The sequence below is a fragment of the Methylotuvimicrobium buryatense 5G genome, assembly GCF_000341735.1.
Taxonomy (GTDB): domain Bacteria; phylum Pseudomonadota; class Gammaproteobacteria; order Methylococcales; family Methylomonadaceae; genus Methylotuvimicrobium; species Methylotuvimicrobium buryatense.
The window spans coordinates 1,096,908-1,115,915 of record NZ_KB455575.1; the positions used below are offsets into that span (position 1 = coordinate 1,096,908).

The following is a 19,008-nucleotide window of genomic DNA, read 5'->3' on the forward strand; positions in this document are numbered from 1 at the left end:
TTACTACATGCGAACTGTTAAAAAAAATAAACAGCCGTCTCTCAGTCTGGTTTGGAAAACAATACTCGCTGTCGGCTTTGCAACCGCATTAGCGTCCGGCGCGATTGTTTTGTTCGGACAATTTTCATTGAACCAGAATTACCAGCAAGAAAGATCTCGTGTTCATCGCTTTTATCGACAAGCATTTAAAGGTATTTTGGAAGGCATCAAGAACGACAGGGTCGATATCGGTTGGTTGATTCCGGCATTTATCGATGACAAAACCAGCCCTAAAAACGCATTGGAGGTCATTAACCATTTTATCGATAACAATTGGTTTAAAATTGAAGTCGAATCGGATATTGAATCGGCATTTCTGTTTAGCTCGGATGAAAAGTTAGTTGGCTCTTGGGGGAACACGCTATATCAAGGGCAGTTTTCAGAATGGTTGGATTATGTAATTACCCACGAATCACCGTTCGATAATATTTTGTGTGAGGAGCGCTGCGTTCATTTTCATGCTACGCCGTTTTTACATCACGGAAGTTTTATAGGCGTATTTATTTTTGGTATCGATCTTGCCGATACTGTTTTAAAGATGAGAGACTTGACCGGTTCCGGGATTAGCATCTTAACGTTACCTCATGAATTTACAAATCCAAAAAAAGAATTACTTTCTATTCAGCCATGGCAAGCAAATATAGTGGCTTTAACGGATTCAGAACGGAATATCGGATTACTTAACGCCTTTAGTCGGCAATACCCCGATGGAATACCCCTTCATCCGGAGATTTTTATATTTGAGAGTAGGACTTATGAAGTAATTCCTTTTCCATTTAACGGAAACAACAACACAATACTTTTGATTATTGAAGATATTAGTCGGGGCTTAGATGAAATCAAAAAAGCAACCGCTCTCTATGCAATTAATGGATTGCTTAGTTTATTGTTGTCAGGTGGAGTATTGTTACTATTATTGATTGGACCGACACAAAAATTAAAAAGACTAATTGTATTATTGCCGTTGATCGCAAAAAAACAATACGACTTAGTGGCTAAATTATTACTTCATTCGAAAAAACACAGTTTCTTTAAAGATGAAATCGATGTTTTAGAGTCTGCCTCACATCAACTGATTTCAACCCTTAAGCAATTGGATGATGAAGTTAATTTACGCACCCAACGCCTTTCCGAGCAGGCTTTGGAACTGCAAATTGAAAAGAATTTTATTGACAATATTCTTAATTCGGCTCAAGTCATTATTATGACGGTCGATAGCGTGGGGCGTATTAAATCGGTCAATCTGTATGCGCAACATTTGCTTCAATATACGGAAGCCGAATTATTAAATACAGATTTTGTCGAATTTATTCCTACTGAAGAACATAGAGGAATGATTGAAAGTTCAATAACACAACTACCGGATAAGCATAACAATACCTTTCAATACGAATGTCCGATTTATTCCGCCGACGGTGCTCAACTCTATATCTCATGGTTTTTATCGCCATTAGTGCTCAAAGAGCTAGGTATCGATGCCGATCCTGAAGTTCTCATTGTCGGGTTGGATTTAACCGATAGACGCAAATCCGAAAAACAATTGACTTGGTTAGCCGAACACGACCCGTTGACAGGTCTATATAACCGCCGAAAATTCGAAAAAGAGTTCGAGCATGCTATCAATATGGCGACTCGCTATCATCATAGTTCTGCTTTGATATTTTTCGATGTCGATCAATTTAAATACGTTAACGATAGCAGCGGCCATCAAGTCGGTGACGAACTACTAGTTAAAGTGGCCGAAAAACTACGAAGCTTCACTCGCGATACCGATGTTATCGCTCGCTTTGGAGGCGATGAATTTATCGTAATGGCTCCTGAAATTAGCCAACAAGCAGCTGAAGATTTAGTGCAAAAAATTTGTACCGGAATGACCTCGGTATCGATAACGGACAACAATCAACAGCACCGGGTCTCGGTTAGTGCAGGCTTGTTAATGTTTCCAGAGCCTAATTGTTCTGCTCAAGACCTTTTGGCTACTGCCGATGTTGCGATGTATAAAGCCAAAGAATCCGGCCGGGGAGGGTGGCGACTCGCAAATAACGAAGATATTCATCGGAGCGAAATCAAAACGAAGGTTAATTGGAAAGCCAAAATTGAACAGGCACTGAACGATCGGCAATTCAAGCTATATTACCAACCGATCATGCATATTCGTAATAAGAGTATATCTCATTACGAATGTCTATTGAGGATGCTTGGAAGCAACGGTGAAATAATTCCGCCAGGTATGTTCATCGAAGTTGCCGAACAAACGGGACTGATTTTTCAACTTGATATGTGCGTTGTCGAACTCGCTTTTATGAAGCAGGTTGAATTGATAGAGCAAGGCGTCGATATTAGGTTGTCAATTAATTTGTCCGGGGAGACACTTTCAAATGTCGATGCATTTTCAAAAATCGATAAATTGCTGCGTTCATATGGGCTCGATGCACATAAATTTATTTTTGAAGTCACCGAAACGCAAGCCGTAACCAACCTACAGTCCGCCCATGAATTTATAAATAAAATAAACAGCATAGGCGGAAGTTTTGCTTTGGACGATTTCGGCGTGGGCTTTTCATCGATGAGCTATTTAAGACAACTGCCGGTTGAATATTTAAAAATAGACGGGTCATTTGTAAAAAATATTAATTCAAGCCTGGATGATCAATTATTTGTCAACGCCATTAACAGTGTAGGTCAAGGAATGGGCTTAAAAACGATTGCCGAATTCGTTGAAAATGACGCTATTTTCGAAAAACTGGCAACACTGGGTGTCGATTATGCCCAAGGTTACGGAATAGGCAAGCCGATGCCGTTTCTTGAATTCCATAAGTAAATTAGAAATCGTAAGACATCATAATAGTATACATGTCCCAATGCTGTGTTGTTCCTTGGGGGTTTTCCAAGTTGGATAGCCAGCCGGTTCCATTAATTCGGTGGTATTCGGCACTAAAATTTAATGCCGGCAATATTTCATAACGTAAACCAAAAGTCCAATCCTGAGCAAACCTAGAATGATTGGTAATTCCGGGTGCGGCTTGCGCGAGTTTCAAACCTTTTCTATCATCCATATCCCAAATTAAGTCGTCATAACGCACTAACGCTTCCAGAGAAGAAGTTAGTCTATAAGTGCCTTGTATATAAAAACTTTGGCCGGTAAATTGAGTATCCGGAATAGCCCCGAAATTTCTTAATTGAGCTCGGCGTATGGCATATTCGCCGGTAAGCGACCATTTTTCGGCATTGTATTGAGCGGATAAAATCAATGGATTGAATCGCCAAGAACCAGGCTGTAAAAGAGCGCCGGAGGACGGTTTATAATCGCCATTAAAGTCGGCATAGGTGACGGCCAACTTGACTAAGCCGTTTTCCCATTCATAACCGGTACGCAATACCCAGGAAATATCGCCTTCCATTTTTCCAGGGTCGGGGCCTACAATAACATTCTTGAAATCAGGATCGTCCAATCGGGGCATAACTACACCGAAATTCAACGAAAAATCGCCATAGTCGGTTCTATGCTCTCCGTAGATATAGCCGCCATCGGCTGATAACGCCAAATTTCTATTGACATCGAAATAAATCGATTGGGGTAACAATATACTAGGCCGAGTCGAAGCAACGTCGCGGGTGTCGTTGTATAAACCCAGCGGAGTAGGGACCCTGCCACCCCTGAGTGTTAATAATGAATTTTCCGACGAATACAAATTATAGCTGGCTAGTCCGTAATCGATTCGGACATTGCTATCGTCTGTTTTACCCGCATCACGCCAAACTACCTGCATGGCGACTTGTAATTCCGGCAAAATTCTATAAGAGGCATTGATACCGAGTTCTCTAAAGTCGGTTGATATCGAGTCGTCAGTTTTACCAAAAAAATTATTATCGGAAGTATGAATAAATCCTTGGGATAAAAAACCGTGAATCTGAAGGTTCTGAGGTAACCAATCGCTTTCGAAGGCTTGAGCGTTTGTAAACAGGCAGCATAAAACTATTACGATTCCGTAGTTATGCAATTTAAAAAAACAGTTTAAAGTCGACGTATGACGCATGACTGGAAAAGGCCTTATTTAATGATCAGGATTTTGATATCTTCAGTGATGTCTTCATCGCTTAAATATCCGATTGCGCCAGGTGTAGATGCGATTTTATCAACCATTTCATCCTTGCTGGCAACGGTAACGGGGGCCTGGCCGGTCCCGCTAAATACCAGCTTGTTCCAGCTTCGACGCATCTGATGTGGAAACACATTTAACACTTGTTTGCAAAATTGCTGATGGAGAGGATTGTTGTCACGCAATACAAAAACAGTGATGGGTGACCCGTCTTGCCATTGACGAAGCCGCATTCTAAAAATAGCACTCAATCCGTTTCGGCTAACAGAGTTTTGCGTTAATGCGCTGTTGACGACAGGGTAAATGCTTGGTGTGGGAGCGGATAAAACCTGCGACATCAAAACAAAGAGCAACACTAAAAATCCAAATTGCTTTCGTCGTAGATTTTTATTCGATTCGTTTGACTTCAAATGGGAAGCGCCTTAGGTCTTAAAGTGAGCTGTAAAAAAGAAATCAAAGTTTAGTTACTATTCTGTGAATATCAAATGATGGAGGGGTTAATTGATAAAGATTATTACAAGCGACAATCCTATATCGCCAATATTTAACATAATATACATTATGCGCTGTAATAGTTCTTCCAGTTTCGGGCTTCTTGGCATCCGGAAAATTACGAGTGTATCCCCAATCATTAATCCGTTTCTAGATTTAAGGTGTCGGACATTGATTTATAATATAGACGTAAATGACACGCGTAAACTCGACCAAAAAAAGCAATGGAGCCTTAAAATTGAGTCTAGAAAATCAAAATTGGTATCAAAAGATAAATTATTGACTGATCTGAAGAAAAACAATTATGAGAATCTAATAATAATTGCCATCGCTTTTCTATGGATCATTATTGAATACTTGCTAAGATTCAGTGATTGATAGTGAAAATTAACCACCAAGAACCCAAATATTCCCTTGGTGGTTAAATACCTTTTATGACGCGAGAACCTAATAGAAACTAACTACCATTGTGACTCGCCGGTTTCCGGATCGTACATCTCATGTGCGATTTTATGGCGGTTCGCAATCAATTCCTCGATGCTTGGCGATTGTGTCATCGCACGCTGAATGGCCAACTTCATTGCTTCGTAATTGGTTCGATATAAATCCTTGCGGTCGAGATCCGAATTAGTTGCGCATTCCGGCGCAATCCAAATCATTGCAATGATGCAAATTTCATTGGCCTGATCGGCCGGGATCACGCCATTGATTACACTGTCCAGTACTGCATCGGCGACTGCCGATTGCACGGGACCGCCGAATAGATTCACATAGTCGGTCGATTTTATCGTGACTTTAGGCACCATAATAGTGGCTGGCCGGACTTGTTGGTTACAGGCTCGTATGGCGAACATACGGGTATGCCCTTCGGTTTGCCCCATCAGGTTAGCAAATGCGTGACCAGCCGGCCCTCGAACGCTACCGATAAGAATTTCAGGCATGGCATCCGTGCCTTGCCCTTCACTGGAAAATACGGTGGCTTCGCCGGTTCTAAACCAAATTGACTCTGACATATAAAATACCTGTTATCGAGAAGGTTAAAAACCGGCATTCTATGCCTGACTTATAGCAATTCGCAACGAAAAAATTGCAATCGTTATCTACGGCCCAATTCGTTGCCGAGCAATGAGCCGGCCGCCGCGCCGATTCCCGATGCAATCGGATCGCCTCTTCCAACTTCATAACCTAACATGCTACCCACGGCGCCGCCTACCAGTCCTTGCGTGGATCTTTGGTCATAGCGGCTATAGCGCGGAGCCGGTACATAAGCGGGTTCCGGTATATAACGAGGCACTGTCTCGTAAACAGTGACTCTTTGCGGATAGTAATGAACCTCTTCGCGATAATAAACGCGTTCGACAGGCCGGTATCGTTTAGCTCTATGCTTCGGTTGGTAATAATGTTTGCTATAACCTTTACCTCGGCCTGGATGATGGTGTCCGCCTGAAGCCAAGGCCGATGTTGAAAAAACCAAACCCGTGATGATTATTGCTATCAATTTCATCATTGTTGAATCTCCTGAAAAAAAGTAACGCGTATAACGGTTAAAGTATCCGTAGCCGTAGTCATAACCGTTAAGCTAAGACCGGGTTACATTTTCCAAGGATTAACTTAATGACGACTTAACGAATTCCGGCAGCAATTCCCAGTTTGAGAAATTTCGCCGTATTCAGGATGCGGGGTATGCCTGTCATGAACGCCGTAAACCCATCCATGGGGCTTGACAGCGGCTCGAACGCCAAGGACGGCGTGAATGCAGATTTTGCAGGAGCAAAAATCTACGCTGCCCCTGACATCCCCGCCAAGCACACCCCGCACCCTTTTTTATCCTCAAATTGGGGATTGCTGGAATTCCGGGGTTCGCTTGCGTAATGGTAATTTTTTGTTTTCGCTCAATGCAAAAAACACGATCAGGAAAAACAATAAACTGAGTCGAGGCGCTTCGAATGGGCTACCAACCGTACCGACAACAACAAATCCCGAAATCGATGAGAGTAAGATCGCTGCATAGTAGTCACCTTTGCTAAGCGCTTTAAGCTGTCGATAACAAACATAAATCAGTAAGATTATAAATGCAGTGGTACCAAACCAGCCTAGATCGAATAATAGATGCACCCAAAAATTGTCGATATTGAGGGCTTGATGATTATCGATCGTAAAAAACCAATAATCGGTACCTTCGGAAAAGTCACCATTGCTAAGCAGATTTTTATCGTTAGAATCAATCAAGCTGATATTATCGATGTCAATGACATTGCCTTGGCTATTATTGTAAACACCCAATTTAACCGGACGTCTCGATAATTCTCCAGCTGTTTTACCCAAACTGGATCCTACATATTTTGTATTTAAGATTTTTTCCGCCCGGCTCCATGTACCCGGCTCGGAATCGATTCGTAAGGTACTCCAGACGCAACGAAACGAATATAATAACGATTTTTCACAGATGGGTAAGGTAATCGCCCCTCGCCCCGACTCCGAACGTAAATCCGCGGACAAACGATATTCAGTGTCGGGCTCTATCGCGACCCGTTGGTCTAAATAAAGCGCCCCACCTGACCCTAAACGCAAATAACGATTTCCGTCATCGCTTTGTATCTTGTAGGTGGCCGGCATACCGATGCCTCTATGCCACCAAAAATAGGTTCTTGGGTAACTGCCAACGCCCATTCCAAATAAGGTTGTCATAACATCGTCATCTCTCATGTCGAGAATAGCTTGCCAATGCTGCAGGCGAACATCCAGGTCTTGATCGATACGCTTGAAGCGCTCTTGTATAAATCCGCCTTGAAAGACCGGAATAGCCATTACCGGAACGAGTAATACCACACTCAACAGCGGTATTGATTTTCTGTTAGTACGCAAATGCTTCGCGTTAACGGCAAATAATAGACTGATCAAAAAAACGATAAACGCTACCGCAAAAGCCAGATAAGGGCCTCGGGAAAAGGTCACCATTAAGACATAAAGGCCGGCAGCAAAAATTCCAAAGCCAGCCATTCCGCCCATCAATCTGCGAGGCGAGTACAGAAACAACATTGCAATAAAAGGTAATGCCAAGACTAGATAGGCATCAATATGCCCACCACCGGTATGCATGGTTGAAAACATTGCGGTGATGCGATAATCGCTTTCGAAATTGAACAAACCGGAAAACAAAAAGCGCTCCCAAATCGAAACGCCAATGACGCCAATCAATCCCAACAACGCTCCGTAACCGAAATACTGTTTTGCCTTTGGGTATTGCTGCAATGTCTGTTTTAACAGCGGTAACAAAAAGAAGGCCCAAATGACCCCCTTGCCTACTCGTAAACTATTATAGCGGCTGTAGTAATTTGAAAAGGCGTTGATATCGATGTCTTGTAGTGGAAATAAGCCTCTGTATACGCTAATTAGATAAATTAATGCAAATAATCCTAAACATAACTTAACTGTTCCGGAAAACTGTCGGCTTGATCGAATGCTCGATTTTTGCCAATAATAAACCGCAAGGGTTGTCATGACGACCAGATCGAACTCGTCAAAAAAGAACCGACCGGTCCAAGGGGCAAAGTCTAGAACCGGTAGCATTGCCGGTAAGAGGAATAGCCAGGCATGAGGATAACGAAACAGTAAAACAGCGTAAGCAATTAATAATGCCGATAGAAATGGTGCGCCGAACGGATAATTCAATAAAGCCCAACCAATAATCAGCGCAAGAATTCCCGAGAATAAGCGCCAACGTTTATCGATTTCTTCCGGTTTGACGGTTGTCGATGATCGAATCGGATTATCTTCCGAAATAGGATTATCGTGATCGTGAAATGCTTCGGCGATCGATAAGCCCCTTCCCTGCTTGATCGTACCGTCAGCAAACCAGCGCATCGCATGATTCAGCAATTCATAGACCAATGCCGCCGAAGCAAATGCGATCAAAACATCGGTCGGATCGGGATGCTTAGGTGCTAAAAACAACTTGCCGGTTTCTATCAATGTGGCAAAAACAGCGGCAGTTAATCCGACTAAACACCAGTGAAAGCGATCGGGTTTGGAGTCTGCATAGTTCCATAACCAAAAAGCCAAGCCAATCGGAAAATACATGCCGATGTTGCTGAGCAAGCTCACCATGGCCAAGGATTCGGTCGTGTAATAGAAATAGTAAAACGGTAAAAACCGAATCGTTTCGAGTTTTTCAAACGCCTTTTCAAGACCGATCCAATTCCCGCCTGTCCAGCCGTTCAGCGCGGCTACCAAAAAGACATGGACTGGCAGAAGCGTTAACATCGTGGGCTTTAACCAAGCGATCCAATAGTCTTTGTCATGTTTAGAAAAAAAGGCAAACACGACCGCGCCTAGCCCCAGGCCTGTCATGCGCGTCAGAACCGAAATACCTTGCGACACACCAGACGCCAGAAATAATTGACCGGTTTCGACAAACAATCCGATAAAAAAACCGGTCAAGATGCAAACCAGTTTGGGGTGAGAAATATAAGGCAATAAACAGAGTAAAACTCCTAACGGAATCAATACGACTATTTCTGCCCCGAGTTTGACTAAACAGCGAATACCATCGGCGCGACAGGTATCGATGGACATAAAAAGACTGTGACTTCTGGAAGTCAGCCGAGTGTCAAGCTCTTGATGGGAAATAACAAAATCGAACGGAAAAAAACTTAAGGCAAAATAGAAGGCGATATAGAAAATAATTGCCGCTTTGATCGATAGAAAATTACCAAGCGAAAGATGACGGGATAAACGTCGAAAATAATCGCCTGAAAATAACCAAAGTCCTACGCCCATGGCCGAGCCCATGGCCTCGGCGATCAAATCATTGATTGAAACGGTACGGGGAGGGAAAAATAACTGAGCAAATTCGACCGAAACAGCCAAAACCCAACAAAACAGCAAAACCGGCACAGCAACCAGTAGTCTGGTGTATCCGCGAAATTGGCCGCCAAAACCAGCTGCCCACAAGTAAGCCAGCGGTATGTAAAGCAAAATATTCGCAACCCAGTCCGCACGCGATTCTATGCCCAGATTGAGATAACGAATATTTCGGAACTTTTCCAGCGCAACGTCGAAAGGCATTGGTCGGTAATCGAGCGGAACCAAGCTGCCATAAACGACAAACAAAGTGTATAGCGTTGCGCCGATAAGAAGTTTTTTATTCATACGAAAGCCCGCGAGTGACCATCAAGGAGCCCACAAGTCCGCCAGGGCCAGTTCAACTGCATCAAAAGGCGGCGCCTTGACTGTATCGTCATTTTGCCAGGTATGCTCAAGCAACCAATGTCCTTCCAGCAAACGATAGATTTCAAGGGTTTTTGGCCCCGGATCGACCAGCCAAAGCCACGAGACCTCGCATGCCGCATAAGTCGGCATCTTGACGGCGCGATCGATGCGCGAAGTGCCGGGCGAAATCACTTCGCAAATCCAGTCGGGAGCAATACTGAAATAAGCCTCTTCGGGTAGTTGCGGCATGCGTTCTCGCCGCCAACCGGCTAAATCCGGAACCAGAATATTTCGACCCAAATGCAATTCTGGTTCGAACAATATCCACCAGCCGCCAGGCCCTCCTCTACCTCGATGATAAGGACTGATATACTGGTCGCTGATCACCGAAGCGGCCAATGCATGCCTCGGCGCCGGACGCGGTTGAGTCATTAACTGCCCGTTAATGATTTCGCCGATGATATGTTCGGGCAGATCGAACAAGTCTTCGTAAGTCGCCTCGCGTAAAGCCGGTTGATTCATGATGGACTCCTCGGTCTAACCGTTTTGTCTATTACATTTCCTTTTTGCTCGATAAAGTCCTTTTCAAGTCGTAATGATAAATGAAACCAGGCAGCGCGAATACAACGAATAGCGACAAGGTCGTCTCATAAAACTCCCAGTCTTGACGATGTATCACGCCGTTTTGACGATATTCCAAAAAGACAGCGAGCAAACCGATTAATCCATACAGAATCAGCCATTCCAACCAGCGCCACCAGGCATTTTTCCGGATAGGAAAACGCCCAGAAAACGTTCGTTAAGCCACGGTAGATTGGCTTAGACAAACGCAGCGATTAGCATAAACACATAGGCACTGGATTACATGCTTAGTTCTTAGGCCGAAGATGCGGGAACAACAATACATCTCGAATCGACGGCGCGTCGGTAAACAGCATCACCAGACGATCGATACCTATGCCCTCGCCCGCCGTCGGCGGCATGCCGTGTTCCAATGCCGTGACATAGTCGGCATCGTAATGCATCGCTTCGTCGTCGCCGGCTTCTTTTTCCTCGACTTGTTTGCGGAAGCGTTCGGCCTGATCCTCGGCGTCGTTCAACTCGGTGAAACCGTTCGCGATTTCTCTGCCGCCGACAAAAAACTCGAAACGGTCGGTCACATGCGGGTCGTCATCGTTACGTCTGGCCAATGGCGATACTTCAACCGGATACGCAGTAATAAAGGTCGGATTCATCAACCTGTGTTCGACGGTTTTTTCGAATATCTCGATCTGAATCTTTCCGAGACCGTAACTGTCCTTGATCGGGATTTTCAAATTTTCGGCCACCTTCTCCGCCGCTTCGCGCGTCGCCAAATCGTCGGCCGTCAAACCCGAATTGAAATGCAAAATCGATTCGACCACGGTCATGCGATCGAACGGTTTGCCGAAGTCGTATTGTTCGCCTTGGTAAGTAATTAGCGTTTGGCCGAGCACTTCGAGCGCGATGCCGCGTACCATTTCTTCGGTCAAATCCATCAAATCGTGATACTCGGCATAGGCCTGATAGAATTCGAGCATCGTAAATTCCGGATTGTGCCGTGTCGACAGGCCTTCGTTACGAAAATTGCGATTAATTTCGAAGACACGTTCGAAACCGCCGACGATCAGCCGTTTCAGATACAATTCCGGTGCAATCCGTAAAAACAGCTCCATGTCCAAGGCATTGTGATGCGTCTTAAACGGACGCGCGGTCGCACCGCCGGGAATCGCCTGCATCATTGGCGTTTCGACCTCGAGAAATTGTCTCGCTACCAAGAAATCTCGAATGTACGTGACGATTTTCGAACGGATCAGGAAAGTCTTACGCGATTGCTCGCTCATGATCAAATCCAAATAACGCTGGCGATATTTGATTTCCTGATCGGCGATGCCGTGAAATTTTTCAGGCAACGGCCTAAGCGCTTTGGTCAATAAACGAATATCGTCGACCTTGATGCTCAATTCGCCGACATTGGTCTTGAACAACACTCCCTCGGCACCGATGATGTCGCCGATGTCCCATTTCTTGAACTGCTCGTTATAAAAGCCTTCCGGCAGATGGTCGCGCGCGACATAAAGCTGCATTTGGCCCGACATGTCTTGAATATGACAGAAACTCGCCTTGCCCATGATACGGCGAGTCATCATGCGTCCGGCGACCTTGACGCGAATAGGTTCGGCTTCGAGTTCTTCTTTCGACTTTTCGCCGTATTCGGCCAGCAATTCGCCGACCACGACATTGCGCCTAAAGTCGGTCGGGAAAGCTATCCCGCGTTCGCGGATTTCAGTTAATTTACCGCGGCGTTGTCTAATTTGTTCTTGTTCGTCTTGCAAAAGTTCGGACATGATTTTATGGTCTTATATAAGATTTTAAATTTTAAAAAAGTCGGTATTAAGTAAGGGGATACTCGGGGGGCACCAATGGAGAGAGCCACTTTCTTTTTGATTGCATCTCTCCTTAATATGGTGAATTTCTCGATGTGAGTTTTAGTCTTTAAACTTATAGCCCGCTTTTTAAACTCGCTTCGATAAATTGATCCAGATCACCGTCAAGTACTGCTTGAGTATTGCCGGTTTCGACGTTCGTACGCAAATCCTTGATGCGCGATTGATCCAAGACATAAGATCGAATTTGACTGCCCCAGCCGATATCGGATTTGGAATCTTCGAGCGCCTGCTGTTGTTCGCTGCGTTTCATGATTTCCATTTCATATAACTTGGCCTTGAGCTGTTTCATTGCAGTATCTTTGTTCTTGTGCTGCGAACGGTCGCTTTGACATTGCACGACGATGCCGCTCGGCCCATGCGTAATTCGCACCGCAGACTCGGTCCGATTGACGTGCTGACCGCCCGCCCCGCTGGCTCGATAGACGTCGATGCGCAAATCGGCCGGATTGATTTCGATATCGATATCGTCGTCGATTTCGGGCGATACGAACACCGATGCAAATGAGGTATGACGGCGGTTGCCGGAATCGAAAGGCGATTTTCTAACCAATCGATGCACGCCGGTTTCGGTACGCAGCCAACCGAAGGCGTATTCGCCTTCGAATTTGATCGTTGCGCTTTTGATGCCGGCGACATCGCCGGGCGATTCTTCGATCAGTTCGGTCTTAAAACCTTTCGCTTCGCCCCAGCGCAAATACATGCGCTCGATCATTGATGCCCAATCTTGTGCCTCGGTACCGCCGGAACCAGACTGGATATCGAGAAAGGCATTGTTCGCGTCCATTTCACCGGAGAACATGCGCCGAAACTCCAGTTCGGCGACTTTAGTCTCAAGTTGATCGAGGTCGCTCGCAACCGTATCAACGGTTTCTTCGTCGCCTTCTTCGACCGCCATCATCAGCAGTTCTTCGGCGTCGGCAAGGCCGCTATCCAACTCGTTGATCGTATCGACGACTTTTTCCAGTTCCACCCTTTCCTTGCCCATGGCTTGGGCCTGTTCGGGATTGTTCCAGATTGCGGGATCTTCGAGTTCTTTCAGAACTTCGACCAGGCGCTCGCTTTTGATATCGAAGTCAAAGATACCTCCTAAGCGCGTCGCCGCGGCTTTTGAGGTCGGAGATTTTGTTTTTGATAGGATTAATTTCTTGCATGAATATTTATAATCTAAAGAAACCGAAAGACCATTGGCCGAACATTGACTCGCACTCAATCAGCCTCATGGAAAAACATTAGATTATATACGATTAGCACGTTTCATTCATAAACGAAAAACGATTTCAGCAATTCCTCGTTTGAACATATGCAAGGAGTTGAGGGTGTGAAGCATGCTTGGCGAGGATGTCGGCGGCGGGGCAGGTTTTTGCTCCTGCAAAAATCTACATTCACGCCATCCTTGGCGCTTAGCCGCCGTCAAGCTCCCATGGACGGGTTCACGGCGTTCCTCGACGGCATCCTCCACACCCTTTTACCCTCAAATTGGGAATTTCTGAAACGACTGAACGGCTAATCCCAACGATCATCGCGAACTTGAATACGGTGGTTTTCGATACGCAACGGAAAACAGGGGATGTCTTCATAGGCAGGCGGCGACTTGACAGCGCCGGTTTTGACGCAAAACCGAGCGCCGTGTCTCGGGCAAATGATTTCGTCTCCGTCGAGTTCGCCGCTGGCGATTTCTGCGCCGTCATGCGTGCAGACATCCTCGATCGCGAAAAATTCGCCGTCTATTTTGAATATTGCGACGTCGGCACCATCGACATCGATAACGACATGTTCGCCATCGGCCAAGGCATCTTGATCGACGACATCTATCCAATCGGACATGATGACTCCTAGATTTTAATTTTTGACATATACATCGTAACGCAACAGTTTTCCCTGAAAACTCTGACTCGGTTTGCCGCCGAGCGGCTCGGCATAATCGGGACTCTTGACAACCACCTTCTTCGCTGCTGACTGCATCGCTGCGGAAAATAATTCATCTTTATCCGGATCATCGCCTAGCAATTCTTGCAAAATCGTCATCGATTTTTTCGCCAACGCCGATTTTTTGCGTTTCGGCGGAAACATCGGGTCGATATAGATGCAATCTGGATGTTCATCGAGCCCGGCGAGAATTTCAATCGCATTGCCGGCGATCAGTTCGGGTAACTCGAGCGACAGATTTTTGACCCACTCCAATTCACCCAAACGCCGAAAAGCATCTTGCAATAGCTCAACCATGACCGGCGAACGTTCGATGCAGCGCAAACTATAACCCATCCTGAAGATATGAAGGCTATCCTGGCCCCAGCCTGTCGTCGCATCGACAACGGTCTGCGTTTTTCGTCCCAAGGCTTGACCCAGCGGCGTGTTTTTCGGAGCAGGCCAGGAACGCTGCTCGCCGGGACGGGGTTCAATGTCGACCGCCAGACCGCCTTTTTTCAGTAGCTCACAGTCGAGCAGTTTCAGCACACCATCGCGCCAGGTCAAATAAAATGATTCAAGCTGATCGAAATTGGGTTCGGACGTTACTCTAAGCGGAACGCCCAACCTTTCGGCCAATCGCTTAAAATCATCGGCATTGCCCTGCCCTTCATAAAGCACCGCGAGTTTGCCCAAATAAAGTGGCTCAGTCAAAGGCGCTTATTCGGTCGAAATCGATTGCTTTTCGTTTTTGAGCGCGGCATCGAGCGTATGCCAAGCCAGCGTTGCGCATTTGACGCGCGCCGGATACTCTCTGACGCCAGCTAACACGGCCAGTTTGCCGACCGCTTCGAGATTGATTTGTTCGTCCTTGCCAGTCGTCATTTCGTGAAAAGTTTTGAACAGGGCTTCGGCTTCGGCTTCGGTTTTGCCTTTGACGATTTCGGTCATCAACGAAACCGAGGCGGTCGAAATTGCGCAACCTGAACCCTGAAAGCTCGCGTCTTCGATCACATCGCCGTTCATTTTCAAAAACAGCGTCAGACGGTCGCCGCACAGCGGATTGAAACCGTCCACTTTCCTATCCGCATTCTCGATGATCCTGAAATTACGCGGATTGCGGTTGTGGTCGAAAATGACCTCTTGGTAAAGATCTCTTAAATCGTCAAACATTAACCAAATACCTCTATTAAAGATTCTATGCCGTTCATCAATACATCGATTTCCTGCTTCGTATTATATATCGCGAACGACGCTCGTGCGGTTGCGGGCACTTCGAAAAAGTCCATGACCGGCATCGCGCAATGGTGTCCTGCTCTAACCGCAATACCGAGACTGTCGAGCATCGTGCCGATGTCGTGCGGATGGATATGATTGAGCACGAACGACAGGATCGCGCCTTTTTCGCTTGCTTCGCCGACGATTCGAAGGCCTTTGATCTTCTTAGCCTGTTCGGTCGCGTAATCGAGTAGTTCGGCCTCATATGCGGCGATAGCATCCATACCGATTGCGCTTAGATAATCGATTGCGGCACCAAGGGCTATTGCGTCGGCGATGCTCGGTGTGCCGGCCTCGAACTTATAAGGCAGCGTATTGTACTCGGTTTCTTCGAACGTAACCCTGCGAATCATATCGCCGCCGCCTTGATACGGCGGCATCGCTTCGAGCAAGGCTTGTTTGCCGTACAACACGCCGATGCCGGATGGACCGTATAGCTTATGGCCGGAAAAGGCATAAAAATCACAATCCAATTCTTGCACATCGACTGGCATGTGCGGTATCGCTTGCGCGCCATCAAGCAATACCGGAATGTTTCTTTCATGAGCGGCGGCAATAATTTGTTTAACCGGATTGATCGTACCCAGCGCATTCGACATATGCGCGACCGCAACCAAGCGGGTTTTATCGCCGATCAGTTTAATGAATTCGTCGAAAATCAGTTCGCCGCGAAGATTAATCGGAGCGACTTTCAGTATCGCGCCGGTCTGTTCGCACAGCATCTGCCACGGCACGATGTTGGAATGGTGCTCCATTGCGCTGATCAGAATCTCGTCGCCGGCTTTGATATTGGCTTTGCCGTAACTTTGCGCGACCAGATTGATCGATTCGGTCGTACCCTTCGTGAAAATGATTTCCTTGTCCGATCCGGCATTGATGAAATCCTTGATCTTTTCCCGAGCGCCTTCGAACTTATCGGTCGAGCGCACGCTAAGCGTATGCACGCCGCGATGCACGTTCGCGTAATCATGGCGATAGACATGACTGATGCAATCGATCACGACGTTCGGTTTCTGGCTGGAGGCTGCATTGTCAAGATAGACCAGCGGTTTATTACGGATTTTCTCGTTCAGAATCGGAAAATCGTTGCGTATTTTATCGATAGGAAATTGAGTCATGGTTTGCTTGTTTGGCGTATATTCTTTATATTTTATCTTTTTGTCACTATTCAGCGCATGCGGTAGGTTGGTGTCAGGCATTGATTTCTAAGGACGCGTGAATACATCCCTGTAAGCTCTGACTGCAACGTCCTGTTGCAGACAGCCTTATAAACCAATGCCTGGCACCTTCTCATACATGACTTATGCTGAATAATGACATCTTTTTTAAAATCAACCGGTTTCAATTATGGCGATCGCAAATCCTCGAAAACATCTGACCGATATCGACGAATGGCGCAGATTGGGCGAAGCCGGCATTTTCCCGCCCGACAGCCGTCTCGAATTGATCAACGGAGAAATCTTGGAAATGTCCCCGATAGGCTGCAATCATGCAGGTCATGTCATCCGGCTAATGAATTTCTTTGCCATTCACGTAGCCGGAAAGGCTATCATGAATGCGCAAAATCCTTTGCGACTCGGCGATCTGTCCGAACCGGAACCCGACTTCATGCTCTTGAAACCGAACCTGGACTTTTACTCGACCCGTCATCCTGTCGCCGCCGATGTGTTATTGCTGATCGAAGTCGCCGATTCGTCGCTCGAATTCGACCGCAATCAAAAAATGCATCTTTATGCCATGCACCGAATTCCCGAGTACTGGCTAGTCAACCTCAACGAGGCCAGGGTCGAAATTTACCGAAAGCCGGCCGGCGATCTTTATGCCGAGAAGCGAACATTGACGTCCGGTGATTCGATCGCCTTGTCCGAACTCCCAGAAATCACAATCGATATCGGCGACATAATTTAACCTGAGTTCGAAATATAAAAAGCATATATTCCAGATGGTCAAGTCAGTATCAGGCCTCGCTGGAAGAAGTGTGCGCAGCATGGATGCTGTGCTCAAGCTATTCACGGCGTCTTCTGGAAGCGAGGCCTGATACTGGCTGAGTTTCTTAACCCGAACTCAGGCTGCTTTAGGCTTTTATCATTTATCTCTTCAAAACAATAAAACCACAAAGAACACCGAGTTCACAGAGGCATGGCTACAAATGCTCTGTGTTCCCTGTGGATGAATCAACGGCCAATACCGGTTACAACCAATCTTGCATAATCCCCTGCTGCGGAAATCGTTTCAGCACTTCCGCGAGCACCAGATCGTGTAGGCTTTTTTGCGTTATCTTAGTAACCATCTCGTTCGCAAACGCAAACGTCAGCATATTGCGAGCGGTTTCCTCGTCGACACAGCGCGATTGCAGATAAAACACCGATTTTTCGTCGAGTTGTCCAACCGTCACGCCATGCGCACATTTGACATCGTCGGCATAGATTTCCAATTGCGGCTTGGTGTCGGCTTCGGCATCGTTCGAAAGCAATAAATTTCGGTTGTTCATTTCCGAATCGGTTTTTTGTGCATCCTCGGCGACCACGACCCGGCCTTGAAACACGCCGCGCGCCCTGCCGTCCAGAACGCCTTTATAAAGTTCGCGGCTGATGCCGTAAGGCTCGAGATGATTGATGCGCGTATGATTGTCGAGATGCTGCCGTTTGACACCCAGATACAAGCCGTTCAAATGGCATTCACTGCCATGGCTCAAATCGCTGTGAATGTCGCTTCTCGCCAATAGGCTTCCGAAGGCGAAATTGTGATGATTGAAACGCGCGTCACGGGCTTGTTTCACGTAAGTACCGCCGAAATGATAGGCTTTTTCCGATTCGCATTGCAGTTTGATCATCGTCAAATCAGCGTTCGGCTCGACGAATACTTCGGTAACCGCTGCCGACAGATAGGCTTGATCGACGCCGACGTAGGTTTCGATGACTTGGGCCTGTGCCATCGATTCGGCAATCACGAGATTGCGCGTCGCCGCCAAGCGATTCGGATCGGTGACAACATGCAGCAACTGCACGGGTTTGTCCAAAACGGTCTTCGCTGGTATGCGTATGTATGCACCATCTGTAAACCACGCCGTATTGAATGCGACGAAACTGTGCTCATCGATACCAACCGCTTTGCCTAAATAAGGCTCGATTTGCCCGTCACCGGCTTCGAGCGATTCTTTTAGGCTTTTTATCGTAACGTTTTCCGGAAGCCCTGCCAGAACGGAAAATTCAGCCGAGTAATAACCGTCGACCAGCACGATTTGCCAGCAATCGGCCAAACGATAATTTTCGAGCCAATCTTTGTCGATTTGATTGTCACTCGGTTCAAGACGCGGTTCGAACAAATTTTTTTCGATGCCGGAAACGTTCGTATAGCGCCATTCTTCTTCCCGTAGCGACGGAAAACCGCACCCGGAAAATTGCTTCAGCGCATCACTGCGCAATGCGCGCAGCCACGGCAGCGACCCGCCGGGTAACGTCGTTTCGATTTTCGAATATTCTGCCGTGTAACGGCTAGCGGTTTGCGTAGTCATA

General features: G+C 46.4%; 16 protein-coding genes. 2 read left to right on the forward strand and 14 right to left on the reverse strand.

Annotated elements, in window-relative coordinates; all coding sequences use genetic code 11:
- The first annotated feature begins 7 nt into the window (after nucleotides 1-7).
- On the forward strand, nucleotides 8-2,860 hold the full coding sequence (locus METBU_RS0104990) for a bifunctional diguanylate cyclase/phosphodiesterase (protein WP_017839583.1): 2,853 nt from the start codon (nucleotides 8-10) through the stop codon (nucleotides 2,858-2,860).
- Between the two features lies 1 nt (nucleotide 2,861).
- Here METBU_RS0104990 and METBU_RS0104995 read toward each other — a convergent pair whose 3' ends face one another.
- From METBU_RS0104995 to METBU_RS0105060, 13 genes are all read right to left on the reverse strand, one after another.
- Nucleotides 2,862-4,076 (reverse strand): porin family protein, encoded by a 1,215-nt coding sequence (locus METBU_RS0104995; RefSeq protein WP_017839584.1) that lies wholly within the window; start codon nucleotides 4,074-4,076, stop codon nucleotides 2,862-2,864.
- A 14-nt stretch (nucleotides 4,077-4,090) separates the two neighbouring features.
- Complete coding sequence (locus tag METBU_RS0105000; RefSeq protein WP_235726382.1) at nucleotides 4,091-4,549, reverse strand: substrate-binding domain-containing protein; 459 nt, start codon at nucleotides 4,547-4,549, stop codon at nucleotides 4,091-4,093.
- A 543-nt stretch (nucleotides 4,550-5,092) separates the two neighbouring features.
- Entirely contained in the window at nucleotides 5,093-5,644 is a 552-nt protein-coding gene (gene fae, locus METBU_RS0105010; RefSeq protein WP_017839587.1) for a formaldehyde-activating enzyme, read from the reverse strand.
- 83 nt (nucleotides 5,645-5,727) lie between these two features.
- Nucleotides 5,728-6,138 carry a hypothetical protein gene (locus tag METBU_RS0105015; RefSeq protein WP_017839588.1) on the reverse strand — a complete coding sequence of 137 codons (411 nt, stop codon included), beginning with the start codon at nucleotides 6,136-6,138 and terminating at the stop codon, nucleotides 5,728-5,730.
- A gap of 323 nt (nucleotides 6,139-6,461) precedes the next feature.
- Complete coding sequence (locus tag METBU_RS0105020) at nucleotides 6,462-9,782, reverse strand: VanZ family protein (RefSeq protein WP_017839589.1); 3,321 nt, start codon at nucleotides 9,780-9,782, stop codon at nucleotides 6,462-6,464.
- Nucleotides 9,783-9,803: 21 nt separating this feature from the next.
- Complete coding sequence (locus METBU_RS0105025) at nucleotides 9,804-10,364, reverse strand: Uma2 family endonuclease (RefSeq protein WP_017839590.1); 561 nt, start codon at nucleotides 10,362-10,364, stop codon at nucleotides 9,804-9,806.
- Nucleotides 10,365-10,395: 31 nt separating this feature from the next.
- Nucleotides 10,396-10,590 carry a DUF2818 family protein gene (locus METBU_RS23360; RefSeq protein WP_017839591.1) on the reverse strand — a complete coding sequence of 65 codons (195 nt, stop codon included), beginning with the start codon at nucleotides 10,588-10,590 and terminating at the stop codon, nucleotides 10,396-10,398.
- 121 nt (nucleotides 10,591-10,711) lie between these two features.
- On the reverse strand, nucleotides 10,712-12,208 hold the full coding sequence (gene lysS / locus METBU_RS0105035; RefSeq protein ID WP_017839592.1) for a lysine--tRNA ligase: 1,497 nt from the start codon (nucleotides 12,206-12,208) through the stop codon (nucleotides 10,712-10,714).
- Between the two features lie 154 nt (nucleotides 12,209-12,362).
- Nucleotides 12,363-13,461 (reverse strand): peptide chain release factor 2 gene (gene prfB, locus METBU_RS27275; RefSeq protein WP_138767145.1). Its coding sequence is split into 2 segments (ribosomal slippage): nucleotides 12,363-13,385 and nucleotides 13,387-13,461, totalling 1,098 coding nucleotides; the frame shifts between segments, so codons are not numbered across the junction.
- A 352-nt stretch (nucleotides 13,462-13,813) separates the two neighbouring features.
- Entirely contained in the window at nucleotides 13,814-14,134 is a 321-nt protein-coding gene (locus METBU_RS0105045; protein ID WP_014148485.1) for a non-heme iron oxygenase ferredoxin subunit, read from the reverse strand.
- Between the two features lie 15 nt (nucleotides 14,135-14,149).
- On the reverse strand, nucleotides 14,150-14,929 hold the full coding sequence (locus METBU_RS0105050; RefSeq protein ID WP_017839593.1) for a class I SAM-dependent methyltransferase: 780 nt from the start codon (nucleotides 14,927-14,929) through the stop codon (nucleotides 14,150-14,152).
- Nucleotides 14,930-14,935: 6 nt separating this feature from the next.
- Nucleotides 14,936-15,388, reverse strand: coding sequence for a Fe-S cluster assembly sulfur transfer protein SufU (gene sufU, locus METBU_RS0105055; RefSeq protein WP_014148483.1), 453 nt, complete (start codon nucleotides 15,386-15,388; stop codon nucleotides 14,936-14,938).
- Nucleotides 15,388-16,611: a cysteine desulfurase gene (locus METBU_RS0105060; protein WP_026130040.1), complete on the reverse strand. Its 1,224-nt coding sequence runs from the start codon at nucleotides 16,609-16,611 to the stop codon at nucleotides 15,388-15,390. The genes sufU and METBU_RS0105060 overlap by 1 nt, the downstream gene beginning before the upstream one ends.
- A gap of 229 nt (nucleotides 16,612-16,840) precedes the next feature.
- Between METBU_RS0105060 and METBU_RS0105065 the strand changes: the two genes are divergently transcribed.
- On the forward strand, nucleotides 16,841-17,401 hold the full coding sequence (locus METBU_RS0105065) for a Uma2 family endonuclease (RefSeq protein WP_017839595.1): 561 nt from the start codon (nucleotides 16,841-16,843) through the stop codon (nucleotides 17,399-17,401).
- 283 nt (nucleotides 17,402-17,684) lie between these two features.
- On the opposite strand, the gene sufD is transcribed toward METBU_RS0105065, so the two are convergent.
- The gene (gene sufD, locus METBU_RS0105070; protein WP_017839596.1) at nucleotides 17,685-19,007 is read right to left on the reverse strand and encodes a Fe-S cluster assembly protein SufD; all 1,323 of its coding nucleotides are present in this window, start codon (nucleotides 19,005-19,007) and stop codon (nucleotides 17,685-17,687) included.
- Nucleotide 19,008: the final 1 nt, after the last annotated feature.